This is a genomic window from Paracoccus ferrooxidans (genome assembly GCF_029909815.1).
GTDB lineage: Bacteria > Pseudomonadota > Alphaproteobacteria > Rhodobacterales > Rhodobacteraceae > Paracoccus > Paracoccus versutus.
In genome coordinates, this window is sequence record NZ_CP038198.1 from 935,719 (window position 1) to 957,456 (window position 21,738).

Below are 21,738 nucleotides of genomic sequence, written 5' to 3' on the forward strand. Positions count from 1 at the left end.
CGATGATCCGGCTCGAGAACCTGACCAAGATCTACCGGCTCAAGGGCCGCGAGACGCTGGTGGCGGACAACCTGAACGCCGAGTTCCCGACCGGGGCCTCGGTGGCGCTGCTGGGCCGCAACGGCGCCGGCAAGTCGACGCTCTTGCGGATCATCGCCGGCACGGTGCTGCCCACCGCGGGCCGGGTGCTGTCGGACGGCACGATTTCCTGGCCGGTGGGGTTTTCGGGCAGTTTCCACCCCGAGCTGACCGGGGCGCAGAACGTGCGCTTCGTGGCGCGGATCTACGGCGTGGACACCGACGAGCTGGTCGATTACGTCGCCGATTTCGCCGAGCTGGGCCAGCATTACCACCAGCCCTTCGGCAGCTATTCCTCGGGGATGCGCTCGCGGCTGGCGATGGGCACCTCGATGGGCATCCATTTCGACACCTATCTGGTGGACGAGGTCACCAGCGTCGGCGACGCCAATTTCCGCGCCAAGTCCCAGCGCGTCTTCGCCGAGCGCATGGCCCGCTCCTCGGCCATCGTCGTCAGCCATTCCATGCCGATGATCCGCTCCATGTGCTCCATGGGCGCCGTCCTGCACAACGCAGGCCTCATCCTCTTCGAAAACATCGAAGACGCAATCAAAACGCACGAGGAAATCCTGAGACTCCCACAAGCAAGGTGAAAAGGGGGGCCATCTCCGCCAAAGGGCGGAGGTGACGACAGGCACCCGGCGCGCTAGAGGGGGAACCAAAGAAGGAGACCGCCATGGATACCAAGGCCCTGATCGCCGCCTATTACGACGCCTTCAACGCCGGCCGCACCGACGAGATGCTGGGCTATCTGCATGACGAGGTCGAGCATCACGTCAACGAGGGCGGCATCCGCCGCGGCAAGGCCGCCTTCGCCGCGTTCAACGCCCATATGACCCGCAGCTATCGCGAGGAACTGACCGACATGGTGATCTTCGCCAACGAGGCGGGCGACCGGGCGGCGGCGGAATTCGTGGTCAACGGCACCTATCTGGCGACCGACGAGGGCCTGCCCGAGGCGCAGGGCCAGACATACGTCCTGCCCGCCGGCGCCTTCTTCACCATCCGCGACGGCCGGATCGCGCGGGTGACGACCTATTACAACCTCGCCGACTGGACGCGCCAGGTTTCGGGGGAGGTTTCGGGGCAGGTCTCGGCGTGATCCGCACCGAATCCCTGACCGGAGAGGCGGTCGCCGCCGCGCTGGACGACCTGGCGCGGCTGCGCATCGCGGTGTTCCGCGACTGGCCCTATCTCTACGACGGCGACCTGGATTATGAACGCGACTACCTGCGCGCCTATCAGTCGCCCGGCGCGGTGGTGGTCGCGGCCTGGGACGGCGACCGCATGGTCGGCGCCGCGACCGGCGCGCCGATGGAGGACCATGCCGGCGATTTCGCCGCCGCCTTCGCCAACCGGCCCGAGCGGCTGGACGAGATCTTCTATTGCGCCGAATCGGTGCTGCTGCCCGAATATCGCGGCCATGGCCTGGGCCACGCCTTCTTCGACGGGCGCGAGGCGCAGGGCCGGGCGCTTGGCCGCCGCTACAGCGCCTTTTGCAGCGTGATCCGCCCCGAGGACCACCCGCTGCGGCCCCAGGGCTATCGCCCGCTGGACGGGTTCTGGCTGAAGCGCGGCTATGCGCCCTTGCCGGGCGTGGTCGCCGGCTTCGAATGGAAGGACATCGGCGAGGCCGAACCTTCCCGCAAACCCCTGCAATTCTGGATGAAAACCCTGTGAGCCGGATCGTGAAAATCGCCGCCGCCGCCTATCCCTTCGACTGGCTGGCGGATCTGGACGCCTATCGCGCCAAGATCTCGGCCTGGGTCGAGCAGGCCGCCGATTGCGACCTGCTGGTCTTTCCCGAATATGGCGCGATGGAGCTGGCCTCGCTGGGCGGGCCGCTGGTCGCGGGCGACCTGGAAGCCTCGCTGCACGAGGTCGCCCGGCACGAGGCCGCGCGCGACGCGCTGCATGCGGACCTGGCGGCGCGGCATGGGGTGCATATCCTGGCCGCCTCGGGGCCCTGTTTCGACGGGCCGCGCCCGGTCAACCGTGCGGTGCTGTTCGGGCCGCGGGGGCGGATCGGCCATCAGGACAAGCAGGTCATGACCCGGTTCGAGCGCGAGGACTGGGACGTGGTCGGCGCCCCCGGCCTGCGGGTCTTTGACACCGAGGTCGGGCGGCTGGGCGTGCTGATCTGCTATGACAGCGAGTTTCCGCTGCTGGGCCGCGTGCTGGCCGAGGCGGGGGTCGAGGTAGTGCTGGTGCCCTCTTGCACGGACACGGTGGCGGGGTTCAACCGGGTCCGCATCGGCGCCATGGCCCGCGCGCTGGAAAGCCAATGCGTCGTGGTGCAGGCGCCGACCGTGGGCGATGTGGACTGGAACCCCGCCATCGACGAGAACCGCGGCGCCGCGGCGATCTATGCGCCCCCGGACGGGCTGTGGCCCGAAAGCGGCGTCCTGGCCGAGGGGCTGATGGACGTGCCCGGATGGGTCAAGGCCGAGGTGGACCTGGACCTCGTGGCCGAAAGCCGCCGCAACGGGCGGGTGCTGCCCTTCGCGCATTGGGGCGAGAGTGCAGCGGTGCGGCTGGTGGATTAGAACGGGCCGCAACGCCCGCACCATTAACCGAATCTTGGCAGTTTCTGTTGGAGTATCCCCGGCGACACGGGGGGTTCTCTGGCATGAACATGATCTATACGGAAGCGTATCGGACGGCGTTCGATGCTTATCTGCGCAAGGGCATTCCGATTCGCCTGACCCTGAAACAGGCGGGGCCGGCAGAGCAATACGTCTGGCGCTGCCGGAACGACGATCGGGTGCGGACGACCCATCGCGCGAACGATGCCGGGTGTTTTCATGAAACGATCCGCCTGACACCGGCCATCCGGGCGAGGATTACAACTGCCGCTGCGAGGCCGTGCCCTATATGCCCGGCGAGACAGAGTTCGCGTCTCACGAGTTCACGTCCGGTTTCCCGCCCAGTTCCGTTCGGTGGGTAGACCTGGATTTCGTGTTCCACTACTATTTTTGCGGCGGCCGCGCCGTGACCCTCGATGAGATCGGGCATTTGCGCGAGATTTCCGAGCGGTATGCGTATCGCGATGGCGCAGAAGGGGCTTTTCCCAGACTTTCGGGGCAGATTGCTGATGCCGCCAGAAAGCAGGGAGCCGGACCAGTTGCTTACGATTTCCGGTTTACTTACGATTTTGGTAGTGTCGCTGACCTGCCCCCCGGAAGTTCCCTCGCTGTGATGTAGAGTCTGCCCAACCTGAGAAGGAGCAGACGACATGAGGAAAAGCCGGTTCACCGAGGCGCAGATTATCGGGATGATCAAGGAGCAGGAGGCGGGTTTGCCGACTTCCGAGCTTTGCCGGAAGCACGGGTTGAGCCCCGCGACGTTCTACAAGCTCAAGGCGAAGTATGGCGGGATGGACCTGTCGGACGCCAAGCGGCTGAAGCAGCTCGAGGACGAGAACGCGAAGCTGAAGCGCCTTCTGGCCGATGCCATGCTGGACAACGTGGTTCTGAAGGATCTCTTGGGAAAGCCCTGACGACACCGGTGCAACGGCGGGACGCGGTGCTGCGGGCGATGAAGGATCATCCGATCTCTCAGCGTCGGGCCTGTGTCCTGATCGGTGTCGATCCGAAGACGGTGCGGCGTGACAGGCCACCCGACAACCCGGAAATCCGTGAGGAGATGCACAAGATTGCCGAGAAGCGCCGGCGGTTCGGCTACCGGCGCGTGGGCATCCTGCTGGAGCGCAAGGGCATGATCATGAACGAGAAGAAGCTCTATCGCATCTACCGGGAAGAGGGCCTGTCGGTGCGCCGCAGGCGTGGCCGCAAGAGGGCACGAGGTAGCCGGACGCCAATACCAGCGCCGTTGAGGCCAAACCAGCGGTGGTCGTTAGACTTCCTGTCCGACACGTTCGGGGCCTGCCGCAAGTTCCGCATTCTGGCTGTGAACGACGATTGCTGCCGCGAGAACCTGGCGTTGATCGCTGACACGAGCATCTCTGGGGCTCGGGTGGCACGGGAACTGGATGCGCTGGTCAGGATTTACGGCAAGCCCGCTTGCATCGTCAGCGACAACGGAACCGAGTTCACCAGCAAGGCCATCCTGAAATGGGCCAACGCGAACGGCGTCGAATGGCACTACATCGACCCGGGCAAGCCGCAGCAGAATGGCTACATCGAAAGCTTCAACGGCAGCCTGCGCGACGAATGCCTGAACGAGGAAATCTTCGACAGCCTGGCTGATGCCCGCCGCAAACTGGCCCTCTGGCGCTACGACTACAACAACGTCAGGCCCCATTCCTCGCTGGGCAACAAGACCCCGTCCGACGCGCGCCGAGCGCTTGAGCAATCTGAGGGCTCCGCGCCCGGCGCGCTTGCCACACCCGAAACCAACCAATATCAACCCCAAGGACTCTCGTTATGAACGAGGGACGACCGGGGGGCAGGTCATCGCGTTTTCCCATGGCGACGGGACCGTCAAAGGATTGTTCATAGGATGGGCCGAGGATTATGGTGAGATCTTCCGTATTTCCGGCGACATCAGTTTCGAATTCACTGACGATTTCGTCGATCCGCTGGATATGAATTTCGAACCTGGGGGCACGCCCTATCACATCAGCGGAAGGTGGCGCACGACTTTCTCGGCAGAAGTGCTCAAGGACCGCAAGCGCAGCATTTACTTTGATCCCAAGGAACCGCGATAATGCTGCGCAAGTTTGGCCGCCACCTGCTTTTGCTTCCGGTCTTTCTTTTCCTGCTGTGGGCGCTGGTCGCCGGTGTGCAATGGGTCAGACACGCGCCCAAAAGCGTGACGTTGCCAAATGGAATGATGTTCAAGCTGGAATACTACTTTCCCGGAGCGCCTATCGCATTATTCGCTACCGATGGCAGAAAGATTCTGGCGCGCAAGATCGAGTTCGTTTGCTTCGACGATCGCTATGTCAGCATCACATCCTACAAACTCGGTGATTCCGGCATTTACGATGCCCAGACCAACGCCAAGGTTCGAGAGGAAGAACAGGACTCCGTGGAATATCTCCTGATGCACGCGCGCCGCAAAGCGTGCAACGGCTATTACACCGGCCTCCTTGGTGCCGTTTTTCTGCTCGATGGCCAGAAATACTCGTCGCTCCTGCCGCCCTGCGAATGGCGAAATCTCGACAATGCAGCGCTGAAAAACCGTGCCTGGTTCGACCGGCCCTGCGATGACAGATCATGGCGGGAGACGCCCGCCGCATCCGACGCGAACAAGGCGAAGGCGGACGCCCGCCCCGAACCCTAGCCTATTCTGCCACGGCCGGCTCGGCCGGCACCGCCCCTTCGGGCGTCTCGGCGCCCTCGGGCACTGTCGCGCCCTCGGCGGGCACGGCCAGCCGGTTGTCTTCCCACTCGCCCGAGGCGACCTGGCCGGTGGCATAGCGCATCACGCCCGCGCCCTGGCGCTTGCCCATGACGAAATGGCCGGTATAGACGTCGCCGTTGGCATAGGTCGCCACCCCTTCGCCGTCGATCTCGCCCTGCTTCCAGCTGCCTTCGTAGCGGAAGCCGTCCGGCGCGATCAGCCGGCCCTTGCCGTGGCGCAGCCCGTCCACAAAAGAACCGTCATAGGTGGTGCCGTCGGGATAGGTCGCCTGCCCCTGCCCGTGCCGCTGCCCGTCGCGCCAGGCACCGTTATAGACATAGCCGTCGGGATAGGTCATCCGGCCCTGCCCCTCGTTGCGGCCGCGCTTGAAGCCGCCCTCGTAGACCAGGCCGTTGGCGTATTTGGCGACGCCCTGCCCCTCGATCACGCCCGCGACCCATTCGCCGTCATAGCTGGCGCCGTCCGGGTAGGTGATCAGGCCGCGGCCATGCGGCAGGTCGGCCATCAGCGCGCCCTCATAGACCGAGCCGTCGGGATAGGTGATGCGGCCCAGCCCCTCCATCCGCCCCTCGACCCAGTCGCCGGTATAGACATAGCCGTCGGTGCCGGTGAAGGTGCCGACGCCCCAGCGCTTGTCGGCGCGGAAATCGCCCTCGTAGCGGTCGCCGTTGGCATAGGCGGCGACGCCCTTGCCCTCGCGCTTGCCATTGGCAAAGCGGCCCTCGTAGCCGTCGCCCGAGGGCTGGGTCAGCTTGCCCTGCCCGGCCATCTGCCCCGCCGACCAGCCGCCCTCGTAGACCAGCCCGTCCGGCATGGTCAGCTTGCCCTGGCCGGAACGCTGGTTCGCCCGCATCTCGCCTTCGTAGCTGGCGCCGTCGGGATAGGTGATCTTGCCGAAGCCTTCCTTGACGCCCTGTTTCCAGTCGCCCTCGTAGCGATAGCCGTTGGGCTGGGTCAGCACGCCCTTGCCGTCATGCAGCGCGTTCAGGAAGCCGCCCTCGTAGACCGAGCCGTTGGCATAGCGCGCCACCCCCTGCCCGACGATCTGGCCGTCCTGCCAGTCGCCCTCGTAGCTGCCGCCGTCGGCATAGGTGATCTTGCCCTTGCCATGCGGCTTGCCGCCGGCGAAAGCGCCCTCGTAGACCGAGCCGTTGGGGAATTTCGCCACGCCCTGGCCCAGGATCTCGCCCTCGACCCAGTCGCCGGTATATTCATAGCCCGAGGGCAGCCTGTAGGTGCCGCGCCCGTGCTGCTTGCCGTTGCGGAAGGTGCCCTCGTAGACGCCGCCGTCGTCATATTGCTTGGTGATGACCGCTTGCGCGCCGGCCATGCCCGCGCCGGCCAGGATCACCGCGCAGGCGACAAGGGCTGCCTTCATGGGTGCTGCACTCCGCCTCGTTGCTGCTTTTGCCATCGGTTTATCGCAAGGGGCGCGCCGGCGCAAAGCCCGACTTTTCCTTTGCCGCGCCGTCGCCTATCAACGGGGGCAAGATCCGGTAAGGAAGCGCCATGACCGACACGTTCCGCATCACCCTTGGACAGCTGAACCCGACCGTGGGCGACCTGCCCGGCAATGCCGCCAAGGCGCGCGAGGCATGGGCCAGGGCGCGCGAGGCCGGCGCCAACCTGCTGGCCCTGCCCGAGATGTTCATCACCGGCTACCAGACCCAGGATCTGGTGCTGAAGCCCGGCTTCACGCAGGAAGCCATGGCGCATATCGTCGATCTGGCGCGGGATTGCGTCGACGGCCCCACCATCGGCATCGGCGGCCCCTATGCCGAGGAGGACCGGCTCTACAACGCCTATTGGATCCTCAGGGGCGGCCGGGTGGCGGCGCGGGTGCTCAAGCACGAATTGCCGCACAAGCAGCTGTTCGACGAATGGCGGCTGTTCAACGTCGGCCCGATCTGCGGCCCCTATAGCCTGGACGGCCTGCGCATCGGCAGCCCGATCTGCGAGGACGCCTGGTGGCCCGAAGTGGCCGAGACCCTGGCCGAGACCGGGGCCGAGATGCTGCTGGTCCCGAACGGCAGCCCCTATCACCGCAACAAGCTGGACCTGCGCATGGGCCATATGGTCGCCCGCGTGGTCGAGACCGGGCTGCCGCTGATCTACCTGAACTCGGTCGGCGGGCAGGACGACCAGGTCTATGATGGTGGCAGCTTCGTGCTGAACCCCGGCGAGGACGGCGGCGCGGTCAAGGTCATGCAGCTGGCCCCCTTCGACGAGATGCTGGCCCATGTCGATTTCGCCCGCACGCCCGCCGGTTGGCGCGCGGTGCCCGGGCGCATGGACCACCAGCCCGACGAATGGGAACAGGATTATCGCGCCATGACGCTGGGCCTCAGCGACTACATGCGCAAGTCCGGTTTCCGCAAGGTGGTGCTGGGGCTGTCGGGCGGCATCGACTCGGCGCTGGTCGCCACCATCGCCGCCGACGCCATCGGCCCGGAAAACGTCCGCTGCGTCATGCTGCCCAGCGAATACACCTCGCAGGCCAGCCTGGACGATGCCGCCGATTGCGCGGCCCGGCTGGGCACGCGGCTGGACACGGTGCATATCGAGGGCGCCCGCGACGCGGTGGGCGACGCGCTGGCGCATCTGATGGCGGGCACCCAGCCCGACGCGACCGAGGAAAACATCCAGTCCCGCCTGCGCGGCGTGATGCTGATGGCGCTGTCGAACAAGTTCGGCGAGCTGCTGCTGACCACCGGCAACAAGTCCGAGGTCGCGGTGGGCTATGCCACGATCTATGGCGACATGGCCGGCGGCTACAACCCGATCAAGGATCTCTACAAGACCCGCGTCTTTCAGACCTGCCGCTGGCGCAATGAAAACCACCGCGACTGGATGCTGGGCCGCGCGGGCGAGGTGATCCCACCGCAGATCATCTCGAAGCCCCCCTCGGCCGAGCTGCGCCCGAACCAGAAGGACCAGGACAGCCTGCCGCCCTATGAGGTGCTGGACGCGATCCTGAAAGGGCTGGTCGAGAAGGACCTGGCGCTCAGGGATCTGGTCGCGCAGGGCTTCGAGCCCGAGACGGTCAAGAAGGTCGAGACCCTGCTTTATGGCAGCGAGTGGAAGCGCTACCAGGCCGCGCCGGGGCCGCGCATCTCGACCAAGGCCTTCTGGCTCGACCGCCGCTATCCGCTGGTGAACCGCTGGCGCGACCGGCTTTAGCGCGGCGCGACCGCCCTGCCCCAGCCGCCGAAACCGGGGGCTGGCGCCGCTGGCGCGCGATTAGCCGGGTCTTGCTGCAAGACGACGGTGAGGACGGCGCGATCTCGTTCGACGGCCATCCGGCGCCTCGGGCAAGGAATATGCGACGGCAGCGGCAAGGCACCGACCGAGCCGGCGGATCAGACCACCACCGCCATGCGCTGCTGCTGGCCGACGCCAAAGACGCGCTTGTAGCGCTTGATCTCGTCCTGCGGGCCGGTGGCCTTTTCGGGATTGTCGGACAGCTTGACGGTCGGGCGTCCCTCGGCCGCGACCGCCTTGCAGACCAGCGAGAACGGCGCCAGCCCGTCGCCCGGCACCAGCCCGCGGAAATCGTTGGTCAGAAGCGTGCCCCAGCCGAAGCTGATCTTGGCCCGGCCGTGGAAGCGCTGGAACAGATCCCGGATCTTGTCCACGTCCAGCCCGTCCGAAAAGATGATCAGCTTGTCGCGCGGATCCTCGCCGCGGTCCTGCCACCAGCGGATCGCGGTCTCGGCGCCCTCGGCCGGGTCGCCGCTGTCTACGCGGATGCCGGTCCAGCCGGCCAGCCAGTCCGGCGCATGGTCCAGGAACCCCTTGCTGCCATAGGTGTCGGGCAGGATGATGCGCAGCATCCCGTCATGTTCCTCGTGCCAGTCGGCCAGCACGCGATAGGGCGCCTGGCGCAATTCCGCGTCGCTGTCGGCCAGCGCGGCATAGACCATGGGCAGTTCATGGGCATTGGTGCCGATGGCCTCGATGTCGCGGCGCATGGCGATCAGGCAGTTCGAGGTGCCGATGAAGCGCTGGTCGCCCAGGCCCTCGACCATGGCCTGCACGCACCAGTCCTGCCACAGGAAGCTGTGCCGCCGCCGCGTGCCGAAATCGGCGATGCGCAGGTCGGCGCCGAGCTTGCGCAATTCCTCGATCTTTTCCCAAAGCCGGGCCATGGCGCGGGCATAAAGCACCTGCAATTCGAACCGGCCCATGTCCTTGAGGACGGCGCGGCTTCGCAGCTCCATGATGATTGCCAGGGCCGGGATCTCCCACAGCATGACCTCGGGCCAGCGGCCCTCGAAGATCAGCTCGTACTGGCCGTCGCGCTTTTCCAGGTGATAGGCCGGCAGGCGCAGGTTCTCCAGGAACTCCATGAAATCGGGACGGAACATCTGCCGCTTGCCGTAGAAGGTATTGCCGCGCAGCCAGGTGCTTTCGCCCCGCGTCAGCGTCAGGCCGCGCACATGGTCCAGCTGCTCGCGCAACTCGCCCTCGTCGATCAGCTCGGCCAGGCGGATGCGGCTTGTGCGGTTGATCAGGCTGAAGGTGACCTGCGTGTCGGGCCGGTTGCGAAACACCGACTGGCACATCAGCAGCTTGTAGAAATCGTCGTCGATCAGCGAGCGGACGATCGGGTCGATCTTCCATTTGTGGTTATAGACGCGGGTGGCGATGTCGACGGTCGGGATCATCATGCCAGCACCACCCCCGCCTTGCGCATGTCCTCGCGCGCCGCCTCGCGCGAGCCGTTCAGGTCGATGGCGCGGGTGGCATCCTCGATCACGGTGGCGCGGAAACCCAGCTTGGCCGCGTCGATGGCCGACCAGGCGACGCAGAAGTCATGCGCCAGCCCGACGAAGGCCAGATCCTCCATGCCGCGGTCGCGCAGGTATCCGGCAAGGCCGGTGGGCGTGCGGTGGTCGTTCTCGTAGAAGGCGGAATAGCTGTCGATCTGCGGCCGGAACCCCTTGCGGATCACCAGGTCGGCGCAATCGGCGGCCAGCGCGGGGTGAAAGCCCGCGCCCTCGGTCCCGATCACGCAATGCGCGGGCCACAGCACCTGCGGGCCATAAGCCATGTCCACGACCGAAAAGGCCGCCGCGCCGGGATGGTTGTCGGCAAAGCTGGCATGGTCGCGGGGGTGCCAGTCCTGGGTCAGCACCACGGCGTCGAAATCGGCCATCAGGTCGTTGATCGGCGCCACGATCTCGTCCCCGCCGGCGACGGCCAGCCGTCCGCCGGGACAGAAATCCAGCTGCATGTCGATGACGATCAGGGCCTTTGCCATGGCGCCTCTCCTGTTATCCCAGGAAAATTGGTAGGCGCAGCCGGCGGGGGCGTCAATGCGGCAACTTGATTGCACCCCCGCGCGGCGCTATGGCCAGCCCATGCTGATCGTCGCCGCGCTTTACCATTTCACCCGCTTTCCCGACCCGCAGGCGCTGAAGCCGCCGCTGGCGAAATGCGCCTGCGCGAACGGGGTCAGGGGCACGCTGCTGCTGGCGCCCGAGGGGATCAACGGCACCATCGCCGGCACGCGCGAAGGCATCGACGCGGTTCTGGCCCATCTCCGCGCCCTGCCCGGCTGCGCGGGCCTGGAATGGAAGGAAAGCACGGCCGAGGCCATGCCCTTCGGCCGCATGAAGGTGCGGCTGAAGCGCGAGATCGTCACCATGGGCCAGCCCGACGTGGACCCCACCGCCGCCGTCGGCCGCTATGTCGCGCCGCAGGACTGGAACGCGCTGATCAGCGCGCCGGACGTGGCGGTGATCGACACCCGCAACGACTACGAGGTCGAGATCGGCACATTCGCCGGCGCCGTCGATCCGGGCACCCACAGCTTTCGCGACTTTCCCGCCTGGTGGCGCGAGAATGCTCATCGCTTCCACAACAAGCGCATCGCCATGTTCTGCACCGGCGGCATCCGCTGCGAGAAATCCACCAATTTCCTGCTGGGCGAGGGCGTGCCCGAGGTCTTTCACCTGAAAGGCGGCATCCTGAAATACCTCGAGGAAGTGCCGGAACAGGACAGCCTGTGGCGCGGCGAGTGCTTCGTCTTCGACAAGCGGGTCAGCCTGGGCCACGGGCTGCGGCAGGGCCGCCACGAGCTTTGCCATGCCTGCCGCCGGCCGCTCGCGCCCGAGGATCGCGCCCGCCCGGAATACGAGCCCGGCGTCTGCTGCCACCGCTGCGCGGGCGAATATACCGAGGCCGACCGCGCCCGTTTCCGGGAACGCCAGCGCCAGGCCGAGCGCGGCGAATGCTTTGGCGACACCGTCGAAACGGAAAGCTGAAAAATAATCATTATCAGTGCGTTAGGGAATATCTCCGTTCCCGCATCACGCCCCATCACGCCGGCTTGAGCGCGAAGCCCCTGTATCGGCGGGCTTTTTCCCGCGCCCCGCATCCCTGCGGCTAACGGGCCGTCACTTGTCCGTGCCGCGACGCCGGCAAGCCTTCCAATCCGGGCGCCGGGTGGTAGGCAGGCGGTCCGAGTTAAATGGAGAACTCACCATGAAGAAAGTCGGATACGCAGCTTTGGTTTCGCTGGTCGCCGGTGGCGCCTATGCGGGTGGCTATGTCCCCCCCGTGGTCGAGCAGCCGGTCGCGGTGCCGCCGCCCGTGACGACCGTTTCGGACAGCGACTGGACGGGCTTCTATGCCGGTCTGCAATACGGCAAGGGCAGCGGCGATCTTGGCAATCGCGGCGCGCTGGCCGATTTCGGCGATTACGACGGCTATGGCCTGCATGCGGGCTATCAGCGCGACCTGGGCCGCTTCGTCCTGGGCGGCGAACTGGACTACAACAAGATCTCGCCCGACGAGAACTATGACGACGGCGACCTGACCCGGCTGCGGCTGCGCGCGGGCGCCGACATGGGCCGTTTCCTGCCCTATGTCACGCTGGGCGCGGCCAAGATCTCGGTCGACGATTTCTCGGAAACCGGGCTGACCTATGGCCTCGGCGCCGATTTCAAGGTCACCGAGCGCTTCACCGTCGGCGCGGAATACAGCCGCAGCGACTTCAAGGACGTGCTGGAAGACGAAACCGGCATCAGCGGCCGCGACCTGGACACCGACCTGGTGCAGCTGCGCGCCTCGTATCGGTTCTGATCCTGCCGCAAGAAGCAAGGCGCCCCCGCTTCGGGGGCGCCTTTCGTTTAGCCGGGCGGGTCATTTCACCTGCCCCAGCCGGCCCGCGGCGATGGCGGCCATGTTCAGGATGTCGTTCACCGTCGAGCCGGTCGAGCAGATCTGGATCGGCAGCGGCACGCCGGTCAGGATCGGGCCGATCACCGTCGCCCCCGCCATTTCCTGCAGCAGCTTGACCGAGATCGAGGCCGAGTGCCGCGCCGGCACCACCAGCACGTTGGCCGGCCCCTTGAGCCGCGAGAACGGGTATTTCGCCGCCTGCGACGGGTTCAGCGCCACGTCCACGGTCATCTCGCCCTCATATTCGAAATCGACGCGGCGCGCGTCCAGCACCTCGGTCGCATGGGCCATCTTCACCGCCCGCTCGCTGATCGGATAGCCGAAGTTGGAAAACGACAGGAAGGCCACCCGCGGCTCCAGCCCCAGCCCGCGCGCGACATGGGCGCCGCGGGTGGCAATGTCGGCCAGATCCTCGGCCTCGGGCCATTCATGGACCAGCGTGTCGCCCATCAGGATGACGCGGCCATTGTGCAGGACCGCGGTGATGCCCACGGCGCCGTCGGCCGGGGTCACGTCGAAAACCGTACCGATCTGGGCCAGCACATGCGCGTTCTTGCGCGTGGCCCCCGTCACCAGCCCGTCGCCATGGCCATGCGCCAGCATCAGCGAGGCAAAGACATGGCGGTCGCGATTGGCCAGCTTGACCGCATCCTCGCGGTCATAGCCCTTGCGCTGCAGGCGGGCATAGAGCGTCTCGTGATATTGCTCCAGGTGGCGGGAATTGCCGGCATTGACCACGGCGACCTCGCGCGCGGCTTCGCCCAGGCCCGCCGCCTCCAGCTTTTCGCGCACGTCGCTTTCGCGCCCGACGACAATGGCCTGGCCCATGCCGCCGCGCTGCCAGGCCACGGCGGCGCGCAGCACGCGCAGGTCGTCCCCCTCGGCAAAGATCATCCGGGCCTGGGCCTGGCGGGCGCGGGCATGGATGCCTTGCAGGATGGCCGCGGTCGGGTCCATGCGCGCCTTGAGCGACTGGACATAGCCCTCCATGTCGATGATCGGGCGGCGGGCGACGCCGGTATCCATCCCCGCGCGCGCCACCGCCGGCGGCACGACATGGATCAGCCGCGGGTCGAAGGGCGTCGGGATGATGTAGTCGCGGCCGAATTGCAGCTTGCGGCCATAGGCGACGGCAACCTCATCCGGCACGTCCTCGCGCGCCAGTTCCGCCAGCGCGCGGGCGCAGGCGATCTTCATCTCGTCATTGATGGCGCGGGCATGGATGTCCAGTGCGCCGCGGAACAGATAGGGAAAGCCCAGGACGTTGTTGACCTGGTTCGGATAGTCCGAGCGGCCGGTGGCGACGATGGCGTCGGGGCGGACGGCATGGGCCTCTTCCGGGGTGATCTCGGGGTCCGGGTTGGCCATGGCGAAGATGACCGGGTTCTCAGCCATGCCCCGCACCATCTCCTGCGTCACCGCGCCCTTGGCCGAGACGCCCAGGAACACGTCGGCGCCCTTCATCGCCTCTTCCAGCGTGCGGGCCTCGGTCACGACGGCATGGGCGGATTTCCACTGGTTCATGCCTTCGGTGCGACCCTGCCAGATCACGCCCTTGGTGTCGCACATGATGCAGTTCTCATGCCGCGCGCCCATGGATTTCAGCAGTTCCAGGCAGGCGATCCCGGCGGCGCCGGCGCCGTTCAGCACGATGCGCACATCCTCGATCCGCTTGCCCGACAGCTCCAGCGCGTTGATCAGCCCCGCCGCGCAGATCACCGCCGTGCCGTGCTGGTCGTCATGGAAGACCGGGATGTCCATGACCTCTTTCAGCCGCTGCTCGATGATGAAGCATTCCGGCGCCTTGATGTCCTCGAGGTTGATGCCGCCGAAGGTCGGGCCCATCAGCCGCACCGCGTCGATGATCGCCTCGGGGTCTTCGGTGTCCAGCTCGATGTCGATGGCGTTCACGTCGGCAAAGCGCTTGAACAGCACCGCCTTGCCCTCCATCACCGGCTTCGAGGCCAGCGCGCCCAGGTTCCCCAGCCCCAGGATCGCCGTGCCGTTCGAGATCACCGCGACCATGTTGCCCTTGACGGTATAGTCATAGGCGGTCTCGGGCCGTTCGGCGATGGCCTCGACCGGGACCGCCACGCCGGGGGAATAGGCCAGCGACAGGTCGCGCTGCGTCGCCATCGGGGTCGAGGCCACGATGTCGTATTTGCCCGGACGGGGTTCCAGGTGATAGGCCAGAGCCTCTTCCCGCGTGATGCGGGACTTGCGCGGGGTGTTGTCGTCGCTCATCCGGTGCCTCCTCGTGACGTTCCGGCAGCAATAGCGCCAGCCCAAGCGGAACCGGAAGGGGTAAAATGCCCGGCGGCGCGGCTCAGGGTATCATGGCGGCCAGCACCGCGTCGCGATGGCCGTTCAGCGCCGTCGCCGCCGCGACGATGGCAAGCGTGGCCGCGACCAGGTCGTGGCGCGGATCCCAGCAGCCATGCCGCCGCGCCAGCCAGACCGTCGCCGGATAGCACAGCACCTGCGCCAGCGCCTGCCCGATCAGCAGCCCCGGCAGGCCGTAAAGCACCGCGCCCCCGGCGACCAGCGCGGAATAGATCGCCGCGCGGGTGGATTGCACGACGAAGAAGCCGCGCGAATCCCCCGCCGCCAGCGCCGCGGATTCATAGCTCAGCGGAATGACCTGCAGCATCTGGATGCAGGCGATGGCGACCAGGATGCCGCCCGCCGCGGCATAGCGCGGGTCATAGAGCAGCTCGACCAGCGGCGGCCCGGCCCAGGCCAGAATCACCGCCACGGCCAGCAGCAAGGCCGTCAGCCCGGCACGGGTGCGGGCCAGGATGCGGGTGTTCTCGGCGCTTTCGGCCGGCGGGTGCTGGCGATACATCGGGATGAACAGCCGCCCGGCGATGGAGGATCCCAGCATGGCCGGCACCGTCGCCAGGAACAGGCCGATATTGTAGATGCCCAGCTGGTTCAGCGTCAGCACCCGGCCCAGGATGATCCGGTCGCCCTGGAACAGCAAGAAGCCGCAGATGGTGCTGAAAAAGATCCATTTGCCGAATTTCATCACCTCGGCGCGGGCCTCGGGCTCCATCCGCAGCCGGTTGCGGTGTCCGGGCAGGAACAGCCGGAACATCAGCAGCTGGACCAGGGCGCCCAGCACATTGCCCCAGACCAGCGCCCAGACCGATTGCAGGACCAGCGCCGCGGCGATGGTCAGCAGGATGCCGATCAACTGGTTGCCAAGCTCGATCACCGTCAGCCGGCCCAGTTGCAGGTGGCGCGCGGCGGTGTCGATCCGGGTGGGAAGGAAGCCGCCCACGATCATCGAGCAGGCCGCCGCCGGAAACACCCAGCCGAACAGCGGCGCGTCGTAGAACAGCGCCAGCGGCCAGGCCATGACCATGGCCGCGCCGAAGATCATGAAGCCGCGGATGATCTTGAGCGTCCAGATCGTGTCGAGGAAATCCGGCTCGTCCCCGCGCTTGCTTTGCATGATCGAGGGGCCGAATCCCATGTCGCTGAACATGGTCAGCCCGATCAGGAAGCTTGTCACCAGCGCCATCAGGCCGAAATCGTCGGGGCTGAGGATGCGGGTCAGGATCAGGTTCGAGCCGAGCCGCATGATCTGGCCCAGGCCGAAATTGGCCATGGACCATGCGCCGCTGCCCAGGGCCCGCGAGGCAAAGCTGCGACCCGGCGCGGCGGCGGCGGCCTCGCTTCCGCCCTCCTGCCCGCTCATCAGCCCATCCCGTCGGTCGGCATCGGCACGACGCCGGGCGAGGGCAGGCCGGGAACCTTGCCGATCATCCACAGGGCGACCAGCACGCCCAGCACCAGAACCACGACCATGTAGAGGTTGCGAAGCCGGCGCCGGCGCAGGTCGGCCGCCGTCTGGCGATAGGGCAGCGAGATCACCGGCCGGGTGCCGGTGGCGCGGGCGAATTGCTCGCTGCGCCGCAGCACCGGATTCAGCAGCTCCAGCGCGAATGCCGCGACCAGCGCCAGCCCGATGCTGACCCCCGCCCCCATCACCGCGCTTTTCTTGCGGTTCGACATGGCGGGATATTCCGGCGGCAGGGCGCGCTCCAGCATCACGAAACGCTCGGTCTGGTCGTTTTCCATCAGCATCTGCTGGGTTTCGACCTGGGCCAGCTGGCGCGAGATCTCGTTGTAGCGGTCCTGCAGGCGGCGCTGCTGGCGGGTCATCGCCTCAAGCTCGCGGCTGACCTCGGGGGCGCGGGCGCGGGCGCGGCCGATCTCGGTGCGGCGCAGCGCGATCCCGGCCTTCTGCTCGTTCAGCTTGGTCAGCTGGGCCTGGATCAGCTCGGTCTGGCGGCGGATCACGTCGGGCCCGCCGCTGCCGGTGCCGCTGTTCAGCAGCTTCAGGTTCTCTTCCAGCCGCCGGATCTCGGGATGGTCGGGCGCCAGCGTCCGGCGCGCCTGCGCCAGTTCGATCTCGGCGGTGCGGATCTGCTGCACCAGCGAGGCCGGGGGCCGCATCTCGGCCGCAAGCCCCCCCGCCTCCAGCGACAGCCGTTCGCGCTGCAGGGTCATGATGTCGCGGTCCAGCGCCGTCTCGGTCTCGGTCAGCTGGGCAAGCTGGGTTTGCAGGAACTCCTGCGAGCTGGGCAGCGCATCCTCGTTGCGGGCGCTGAACTCGACCAGCTTGCGTTCCTGTTCGGAAAGCTGCTCGTTCAGGCGGCGTTCCTCGCTGCGCAGGTATTCCTGCGCCTCCAGGATGCGGGCCTGGCGATTCTCGCGGTCGCGGTTGACGACGCTGTTGGCGAAGTCGTTGGCGATGGCGGCCGCGGTCGCCGGCGTCTCGGCCTGGGCGGTGATGACGATGGCGGCCAGCGACATGCGGGAATCGACCGAAACGCCGGGGGCGGCGATGCTTTCGATCCGGGTCGAGCTGCGCAGCGCCACCAGCTTTTCCGACTCGCTCAGCGGGGTGTCGGCGAAAAGCCCCAGCCGCTCGATCACCTCGCGCAGGTTGGCGCGTGCCATCAGGCGCTGTTCGATCAGCTGCACCCGGCGCGAGGCGGGCAGCGAGCTGTCGGTGCCCTGGTCGATGGCGGCCGGCATGTCCAGCTGGATCACCGCCGACGCCTCATAGACGCGGGGCGAGGAAACGATCATGTAGAACGAGGTCAGCACGCCCAGGACCACGATCGTCAGCACCAGCGGCAGCCGCCGCCAGAGCATCGAGATCAGATCCTGCAAGGATTGAATCGGTCCCAAATCTTGAACCCTGTCTTTCGTTGTTCAGTCTTCCGACTTGTTCAGGACCACGCCCATCACCGGCGGCATGCCGACCAGCAGCCTTTCGCATTCCGCCATGTCCGAGGCGGTGCCGCTGCGCCCGTCGGCGACCAGCAGCAGCGCATCGGCCAGCGGCAGGGCGGCCAGCGCCGCATCCTCGCCCAAAAGGGCGGCGGTGTCGATGACCGCGATCCGGGCGGGATGGCTGTCGTGCAGCTGCCGCATGGCCTGGGCCAGCGCCTCGTCCTGCAATAGCTCGGCCGCGTCCGGCTCGGCCCGGTCGGGGGCCAGGACCGACAGGTTCGGCGCCTCGTCCACGCGCGAGACCAGCGCGCCCAGGCCGCCGCCGCCCTCGCGCAGCGCGGCCGAGACCGCCGTGCAGCCCGGAATGCCCAGCTGGCCGGCCACGCTAGGCTTGCCCAGGTCCAGGTCGATCAGCGTCACCTGCGTATGCGGCTGGCGGGCCAGCGCCAAGGCCAGGTTCACCGCGACGAAGGTGCCGCCCGCGCCCGGCGTCACCGGCACCACGGCAAGCCTGCTCCAGCCGCGGCTGCGCATCTCGCGCAGGATGCGGGTGCGCAGCAGCGAGAAACGCTGCGCGCTGATCTTGGCATGTTTCGCGTCCATGGCGGCCAAGGCCGCCTCGCGCCGGATGAACTTGCTCGAGACATGGCCCTGCGCCGCATCGGGCGCAGCCTGTCCAACCGGCGTCCTGTCCGGGTCGTTCCCTGTCGCGGGCGTCAAACCTGTTGCCCCTCTGCCTCTGGTGAAACGGCGCCGCCCACGGGGGCGGCGGCCTGCCGGTGACTTTCCCGGCAGCGGCATGGTAGCGTCGGCGCCATGAACGCGACAACCCAAAACCGGCCCGATCCCGACAATGCCCCGCATTTCCCGGTGTCGCGGTGCCGTTTCCCCCCGTTCCGGCCGGCGACCGGCGCCGGCGCGCGATTCTCGGCCGCCGATTGCCCTGCCGCTCGATTCGGCGGCGGCCCGTCCGAAGGCCCGGTGCCGGCCCGATGACGCCCTGCACCATCATCCTGCCCGCCCATGACGAGGCCGGCTATATCGACGCCTGCCTCGACCATGTGCTGGCGCAGGACCATGCCGGCCCGGTCGAACTGGTCCTGGTCGCCAACGGCTGCCGCGACGACACCGCCGCCCGCGCCCGCGCCCATGCGCCGGCCTTTGCCGCGCGCGGCTGGCGGCTGCGGGTCGAGGAACTGGCGCAGGGCGGCAAGATCGGCGCGCTGAACCACGGCGACGCCTGCGCCGGGCCGGGCGTGCGGCTGTATCTGGACGCCGACATTCGCATGGGACCGCGGCTTCTGTCGGGGATCATGCGGGTGCTGGACGTGCCGCGGCCGCGCTATGCCGGCGGGCGGCTGGTGGTGGCGCCCGCCCGCAGCGCCGTGTCGCGCGCCTATGCCCGGTTCTGGCAGAAACTGCCCTTCGTGGCCCAGGGCGTCACCGGCGCCGGGCTTTTCGCGGTCAACGAGGCCGGGCGCGCGCGCTGGGGGGCCTTTCCGCAGGTCATCTCGGACGACACCTTCGCCCGGCTGCAATTCGCGCAGGACGAGCGTTTCCTGGTGGACGAGCCCTATGAATGGCCGCTGGTCGAGGGGTTCGGGCCACTGGTCCGGGTCCGGCGGCGCCAGGACGCGGGCGTGGCCGAGATCGCCCGGCTGTTCCCCGACCTGCCCCCGCGACAGGGCCATGTCCGCCCCGGCAGGGCGGAACTCGCCCGCCTTGCCGCCGCCGATCCGCCGGGCTTTGCCGCCTATGCCGCCGTCGCGCTGGCGGTGCGGCTGGGCCGCAACAGCCAGGAATGGGCGCGCGGCCGCTAGTCGGCGCCGAATTCCTGCACCACCTGCCAGGCAAGCTCCTGCAGCACGGCCGCCTGCTCCTGGGGCACCTGGGGATAGGGGCCGCCGCCGCCGGGGATCCGGTTGGTCAGCCCGACCGGGCTTTTGCCGGTCAGGGTCGCGTAATTGATCATGGCGATGTAATAGCACCCGCCCTTCTCGGTCGGGTGGATGTCGTCGAGGAAAAAGTCGCGGATCGAGGTCGCGCCGGGAACCTTGCCCGCTTCGGCGGCGTCATGCAGCCGCACCATGCCCAGCCCCACCGGGACCAGCCGCATCGGCTCGGCCCCCTCGGGCAGGTCGCGGTTCACATGGTCGGCGATCGCCTGCCACTGCGGCAGATCCGCCATGATGCGGTCGCGCCAGGCCCTGGTCGAGCCCGGCTCGATGTAATCCCAGGTCTGGTAGAGATAGGGCTTGACCCTGGGGTTCGACTGCCGCGCCAGTTCGACCCATTTCGCGGCATAGCCAAGGCTGTCGTGGTATTCCATCGCCGGGGCCAGCGGCACGCGCTCGGTGATGACCAGCGCCTCGACGGCATGGCCGGGCAGCCATTTGCGCCCGTTCACCCCTTGCGCGTGATGCGCCTCCTTCCACTGCCATTCCAGCGGGGCGCCGTTGAGGATCTGCATTTCCACCGGCTCTTCCAGCAGGCCCTGCATCATGCCGGGCACCGTCGTGCCCATCAGGCTGTGGCCGATGTAGAAAGCCGAGACGCTTTCAATTAAAAATTGCAGGACACCCGCCATATCGACAACCCTCGATTGTGAAATGCTTTTGCCCAGCATCGCATCCCGGCATCGCGAATTCCACCCAATTCAACCGACAGTTGCCAATATAACGCTGCGACAACCAATACGCCGCACGACCAGCAAAACTCTCGGGTTTCGCCCAATATGTTTACCCTAGGTAAAGGCGGTTCCGCCCGGCCGAGAACCTGCTGTAAAGCATTGTTTTCAAATGAACCTATACTTTTCGTCAGTGTCCAAATTCGTTCTAGTTTTATTCAAATGCCCGGCTATACTGCGAGGGTAGTGATGAGGGCGGGTTTTCAAATGCGGCACACCACGGATTTCGATATCGAGACAATCGACTCGGTCCTGCAAACGGTCGCAAAAGGAAACACCAATCAGCCCCTGGGCGCCCGATCCCTTTACTCCCGCTTTATCAAGCGTCCGCTGGACATCACCGCCGTGCTTCTGGCGGTGCCGATCATCGTGCCGGTGGTGCTGATCCTGGCGCTCGTCATCCTGTGGCACGGCGAGAAGCCCTTCTACACCCAGCTGCGGGTCGGCCGTTCCGGCCGCAGCTTCCGGCTGTGGAAGCTGCGCACCATGGTCGAGGATGCCGACCGGCGGCTGGAGGAATACCTGGCCGCCAATCCCGAGGCCAGGGCGGAATGGGATCTGACGCAGAAGCTGAAGAACGATCCGCGCATCACCTCGACCGGCCGCTTCCTGCGCAAGACCTCGCTGGACGAGCTGCCGCAACTGTGGAACGTGCTGCGCGGCGACATGAGCATCGTCGGCCCGCGGCCGATGATGATCGAACAGGCCCCGCTTTATCCGGGAGCGGATTACTATCACCTGCGGCCGGGCGTCACCGGGTTGTGGCAGATCTCGGATCGCAACGACAGCACCTTCGCCGCCCGCGCGACCTTCGACGCGCGCTATGCAGCCGATCTGAGCTTCAGCGGCGATGTCGCCATCATCGCCAAGACCGTGGGCGTGGTGCTGCGCTGCACCGGCTACTGAATGGTGCGGCCGCGTCCGGCCCCTATTTCGGCCTGCATCTCGTGCCGCTCGATACACCGGAAGCGCCGCCAGGCGACGAAAAGGGTGGCGGCCGTCCCGCTGACGATATAGATCAGCAGCGCGGCCCAGAACGACAGATCGAAGGCAGCAAACCCGATCAGCGCGCTGGCCAAGGCAATTGCGACACCAAGGGTCAGGATGCCAGTCAGAGGCTTTCTCCTCAAATGTACAAATCCTCAGAACAATAGTGCCAAAGAAACCGGAAATCGCTAGACAAACTTTGGTGCGTCTTGCGGTAATAC

The 21,738-nt window shown here is 66.8% G+C and carries 21 protein-coding genes; 12 read left to right on the forward strand and 9 right to left on the reverse strand.

What is annotated here, in order from left to right; genetic code table 11:
- Nucleotides 1-2 precede the first annotated feature (2 nt).
- The 7 genes from E3U26_RS04730 (at nucleotide 3) to E3U26_RS04760 (ending at nucleotide 5,325) form a co-directional block, all read left to right on the forward strand.
- On the forward strand, nucleotides 3-671 hold the full coding sequence (locus E3U26_RS04730; RefSeq protein ID WP_036753211.1) for an ABC transporter ATP-binding protein: 669 nt from the start codon (nucleotides 3-5) through the stop codon (nucleotides 669-671).
- An 83-nt stretch (nucleotides 672-754) separates the two neighbouring features.
- Nucleotides 755-1,180 (forward strand): ketosteroid isomerase-related protein, encoded by a 426-nt coding sequence (locus E3U26_RS04735; protein WP_072462355.1) that lies wholly within the window; start codon nucleotides 755-757, stop codon nucleotides 1,178-1,180.
- Nucleotides 1,177-1,758 (forward strand): GNAT family N-acetyltransferase, encoded by a 582-nt coding sequence (locus tag E3U26_RS04740; protein ID WP_499105618.1) that lies wholly within the window; start codon nucleotides 1,177-1,179, stop codon nucleotides 1,756-1,758. Before E3U26_RS04735 ends, E3U26_RS04740 begins: the two co-directional genes overlap by 4 nt.
- An 8-nt stretch (nucleotides 1,759-1,766) precedes the next feature.
- Nucleotides 1,767-2,624 carry a carbon-nitrogen hydrolase family protein gene (locus E3U26_RS04745; RefSeq protein ID WP_499105779.1) on the forward strand — a complete coding sequence of 286 codons (858 nt, stop codon included), beginning with the start codon at nucleotides 1,767-1,769 and terminating at the stop codon, nucleotides 2,622-2,624.
- 412 nt (nucleotides 2,625-3,036) lie between these two features.
- Complete coding sequence (locus tag E3U26_RS04750; RefSeq protein WP_499105619.1) at nucleotides 3,037-3,282, forward strand: hypothetical protein; 246 nt, start codon at nucleotides 3,037-3,039, stop codon at nucleotides 3,280-3,282.
- A gap of 31 nt (nucleotides 3,283-3,313) precedes the next feature.
- A protein-coding gene (locus tag E3U26_RS04755; RefSeq protein WP_114537220.1) for an IS3-like element ISPfe1 family transposase occupies nucleotides 3,314-4,467 on the forward strand; the annotation gives its coding sequence in 2 pieces (ribosomal slippage) (nucleotides 3,314-3,560 and nucleotides 3,560-4,467; 1,155 coding nt in all).
- A gap of 279 nt (nucleotides 4,468-4,746) precedes the next feature.
- Nucleotides 4,747-5,325, forward strand: a complete 579-nt coding sequence (locus E3U26_RS04760; RefSeq protein ID WP_499105620.1) for a hypothetical protein — start codon at nucleotides 4,747-4,749, stop codon at nucleotides 5,323-5,325.
- A gap of 1 nt (nucleotide 5,326) precedes the next feature.
- Here the strand turns inward: E3U26_RS04760 and E3U26_RS04765 are convergent, their stop codons facing one another.
- On the reverse strand, nucleotides 5,327-6,784 hold the full coding sequence (locus tag E3U26_RS04765; RefSeq protein ID WP_499105621.1) for an MORN repeat-containing protein: 1,458 nt from the start codon (nucleotides 6,782-6,784) through the stop codon (nucleotides 5,327-5,329).
- Nucleotides 6,785-6,915: 131 nt separating this feature from the next.
- Between E3U26_RS04765 and E3U26_RS04770 the strand changes: the two genes are divergently transcribed.
- Entirely contained in the window at nucleotides 6,916-8,586 is a 1,671-nt protein-coding gene (locus tag E3U26_RS04770) for a glutamine-dependent NAD(+) synthetase (protein ID WP_499105622.1), read from the forward strand.
- A 179-nt stretch (nucleotides 8,587-8,765) separates the two neighbouring features.
- On the opposite strand, the gene pncB is transcribed toward E3U26_RS04770, so the two are convergent.
- Both pncB and pncA read right to left on the reverse strand, forming a co-directional pair.
- A complete protein-coding gene (pncB, locus tag E3U26_RS04775) occupies nucleotides 8,766-10,076 on the reverse strand; it encodes a nicotinate phosphoribosyltransferase (protein WP_499105623.1) in 1,311 nt (436 codons plus the stop codon).
- Complete coding sequence (gene pncA / locus E3U26_RS04780) at nucleotides 10,073-10,669, reverse strand: bifunctional nicotinamidase/pyrazinamidase (RefSeq protein WP_072462361.1); 597 nt, start codon at nucleotides 10,667-10,669, stop codon at nucleotides 10,073-10,075. The genes pncB and pncA overlap by 4 nt, the downstream gene beginning before the upstream one ends.
- A gap of 100 nt (nucleotides 10,670-10,769) precedes the next feature.
- Between pncA and trhO the strand changes: the two genes are divergently transcribed.
- Both trhO and E3U26_RS04790 read left to right on the forward strand, forming a co-directional pair.
- Nucleotides 10,770-11,675 carry a rhodanese-related sulfurtransferase gene (trhO, locus tag E3U26_RS04785; protein WP_499105780.1) on the forward strand — a complete coding sequence of 302 codons (906 nt, stop codon included), beginning with the start codon at nucleotides 10,770-10,772 and terminating at the stop codon, nucleotides 11,673-11,675.
- Nucleotides 11,676-11,895: 220 nt separating this feature from the next.
- Complete coding sequence (locus E3U26_RS04790; protein ID WP_036760122.1) at nucleotides 11,896-12,495, forward strand: outer membrane protein; 600 nt, start codon at nucleotides 11,896-11,898, stop codon at nucleotides 12,493-12,495.
- 60 nt (nucleotides 12,496-12,555) lie between these two features.
- Here E3U26_RS04790 and E3U26_RS04795 read toward each other — a convergent pair whose 3' ends face one another.
- The 4 genes from E3U26_RS04795 to E3U26_RS04810 form a co-directional block, all read right to left on the reverse strand.
- Nucleotides 12,556-14,838: an NADP-dependent malic enzyme gene (locus E3U26_RS04795; RefSeq protein WP_036760120.1), complete on the reverse strand. Its 2,283-nt coding sequence runs from the start codon at nucleotides 14,836-14,838 to the stop codon at nucleotides 12,556-12,558.
- An 82-nt stretch (nucleotides 14,839-14,920) separates the two neighbouring features.
- The gene (locus E3U26_RS04800; RefSeq protein WP_036760118.1) at nucleotides 14,921-16,297 is read right to left on the reverse strand and encodes an oligosaccharide flippase family protein; all 1,377 of its coding nucleotides are present in this window, start codon (nucleotides 16,295-16,297) and stop codon (nucleotides 14,921-14,923) included.
- Nucleotides 16,297-17,799: a GumC family protein gene (locus tag E3U26_RS04805; RefSeq protein ID WP_499105624.1), complete on the reverse strand. Its 1,503-nt coding sequence runs from the start codon at nucleotides 17,797-17,799 to the stop codon at nucleotides 16,297-16,299. Before E3U26_RS04805 ends, E3U26_RS04800 begins: the two co-directional genes overlap by 1 nt.
- A 24-nt stretch (nucleotides 17,800-17,823) precedes the next feature.
- Nucleotides 17,824-18,564: a P-loop NTPase family protein gene (locus E3U26_RS04810; protein WP_036760114.1), complete on the reverse strand. Its 741-nt coding sequence runs from the start codon at nucleotides 18,562-18,564 to the stop codon at nucleotides 17,824-17,826.
- A gap of 272 nt (nucleotides 18,565-18,836) precedes the next feature.
- Here E3U26_RS04810 and E3U26_RS04815 point away from each other — a divergent pair, with 272 nt between their 5' ends.
- Nucleotides 18,837-19,664 carry a glycosyltransferase family protein gene (locus E3U26_RS04815; RefSeq protein WP_499105625.1) on the forward strand — a complete coding sequence of 276 codons (828 nt, stop codon included), beginning with the start codon at nucleotides 18,837-18,839 and terminating at the stop codon, nucleotides 19,662-19,664.
- Here E3U26_RS04815 and E3U26_RS04820 read toward each other — a convergent pair.
- Entirely contained in the window at nucleotides 19,661-20,431 is a 771-nt protein-coding gene (locus E3U26_RS04820; RefSeq protein ID WP_116222172.1) for a hypothetical protein, read from the reverse strand. The genes E3U26_RS04815 and E3U26_RS04820 overlap by 4 nt on opposite strands.
- A gap of 306 nt (nucleotides 20,432-20,737) precedes the next feature.
- On the opposite strand from E3U26_RS04820, the gene E3U26_RS04825 reads away from it, so the two are divergent.
- On the forward strand, nucleotides 20,738-21,436 hold the full coding sequence (locus E3U26_RS04825; protein WP_114535465.1) for a sugar transferase: 699 nt from the start codon (nucleotides 20,738-20,740) through the stop codon (nucleotides 21,434-21,436).
- Here the strand turns inward: E3U26_RS04825 and E3U26_RS04830 are convergent.
- Nucleotides 21,430-21,609, reverse strand: a complete 180-nt coding sequence (locus E3U26_RS04830) for a hypothetical protein (protein ID WP_240540192.1) — start codon at nucleotides 21,607-21,609, stop codon at nucleotides 21,430-21,432. The genes E3U26_RS04825 and E3U26_RS04830 overlap by 7 nt on opposite strands.
- Nucleotides 21,610-21,738 lie beyond the last annotated feature (129 nt).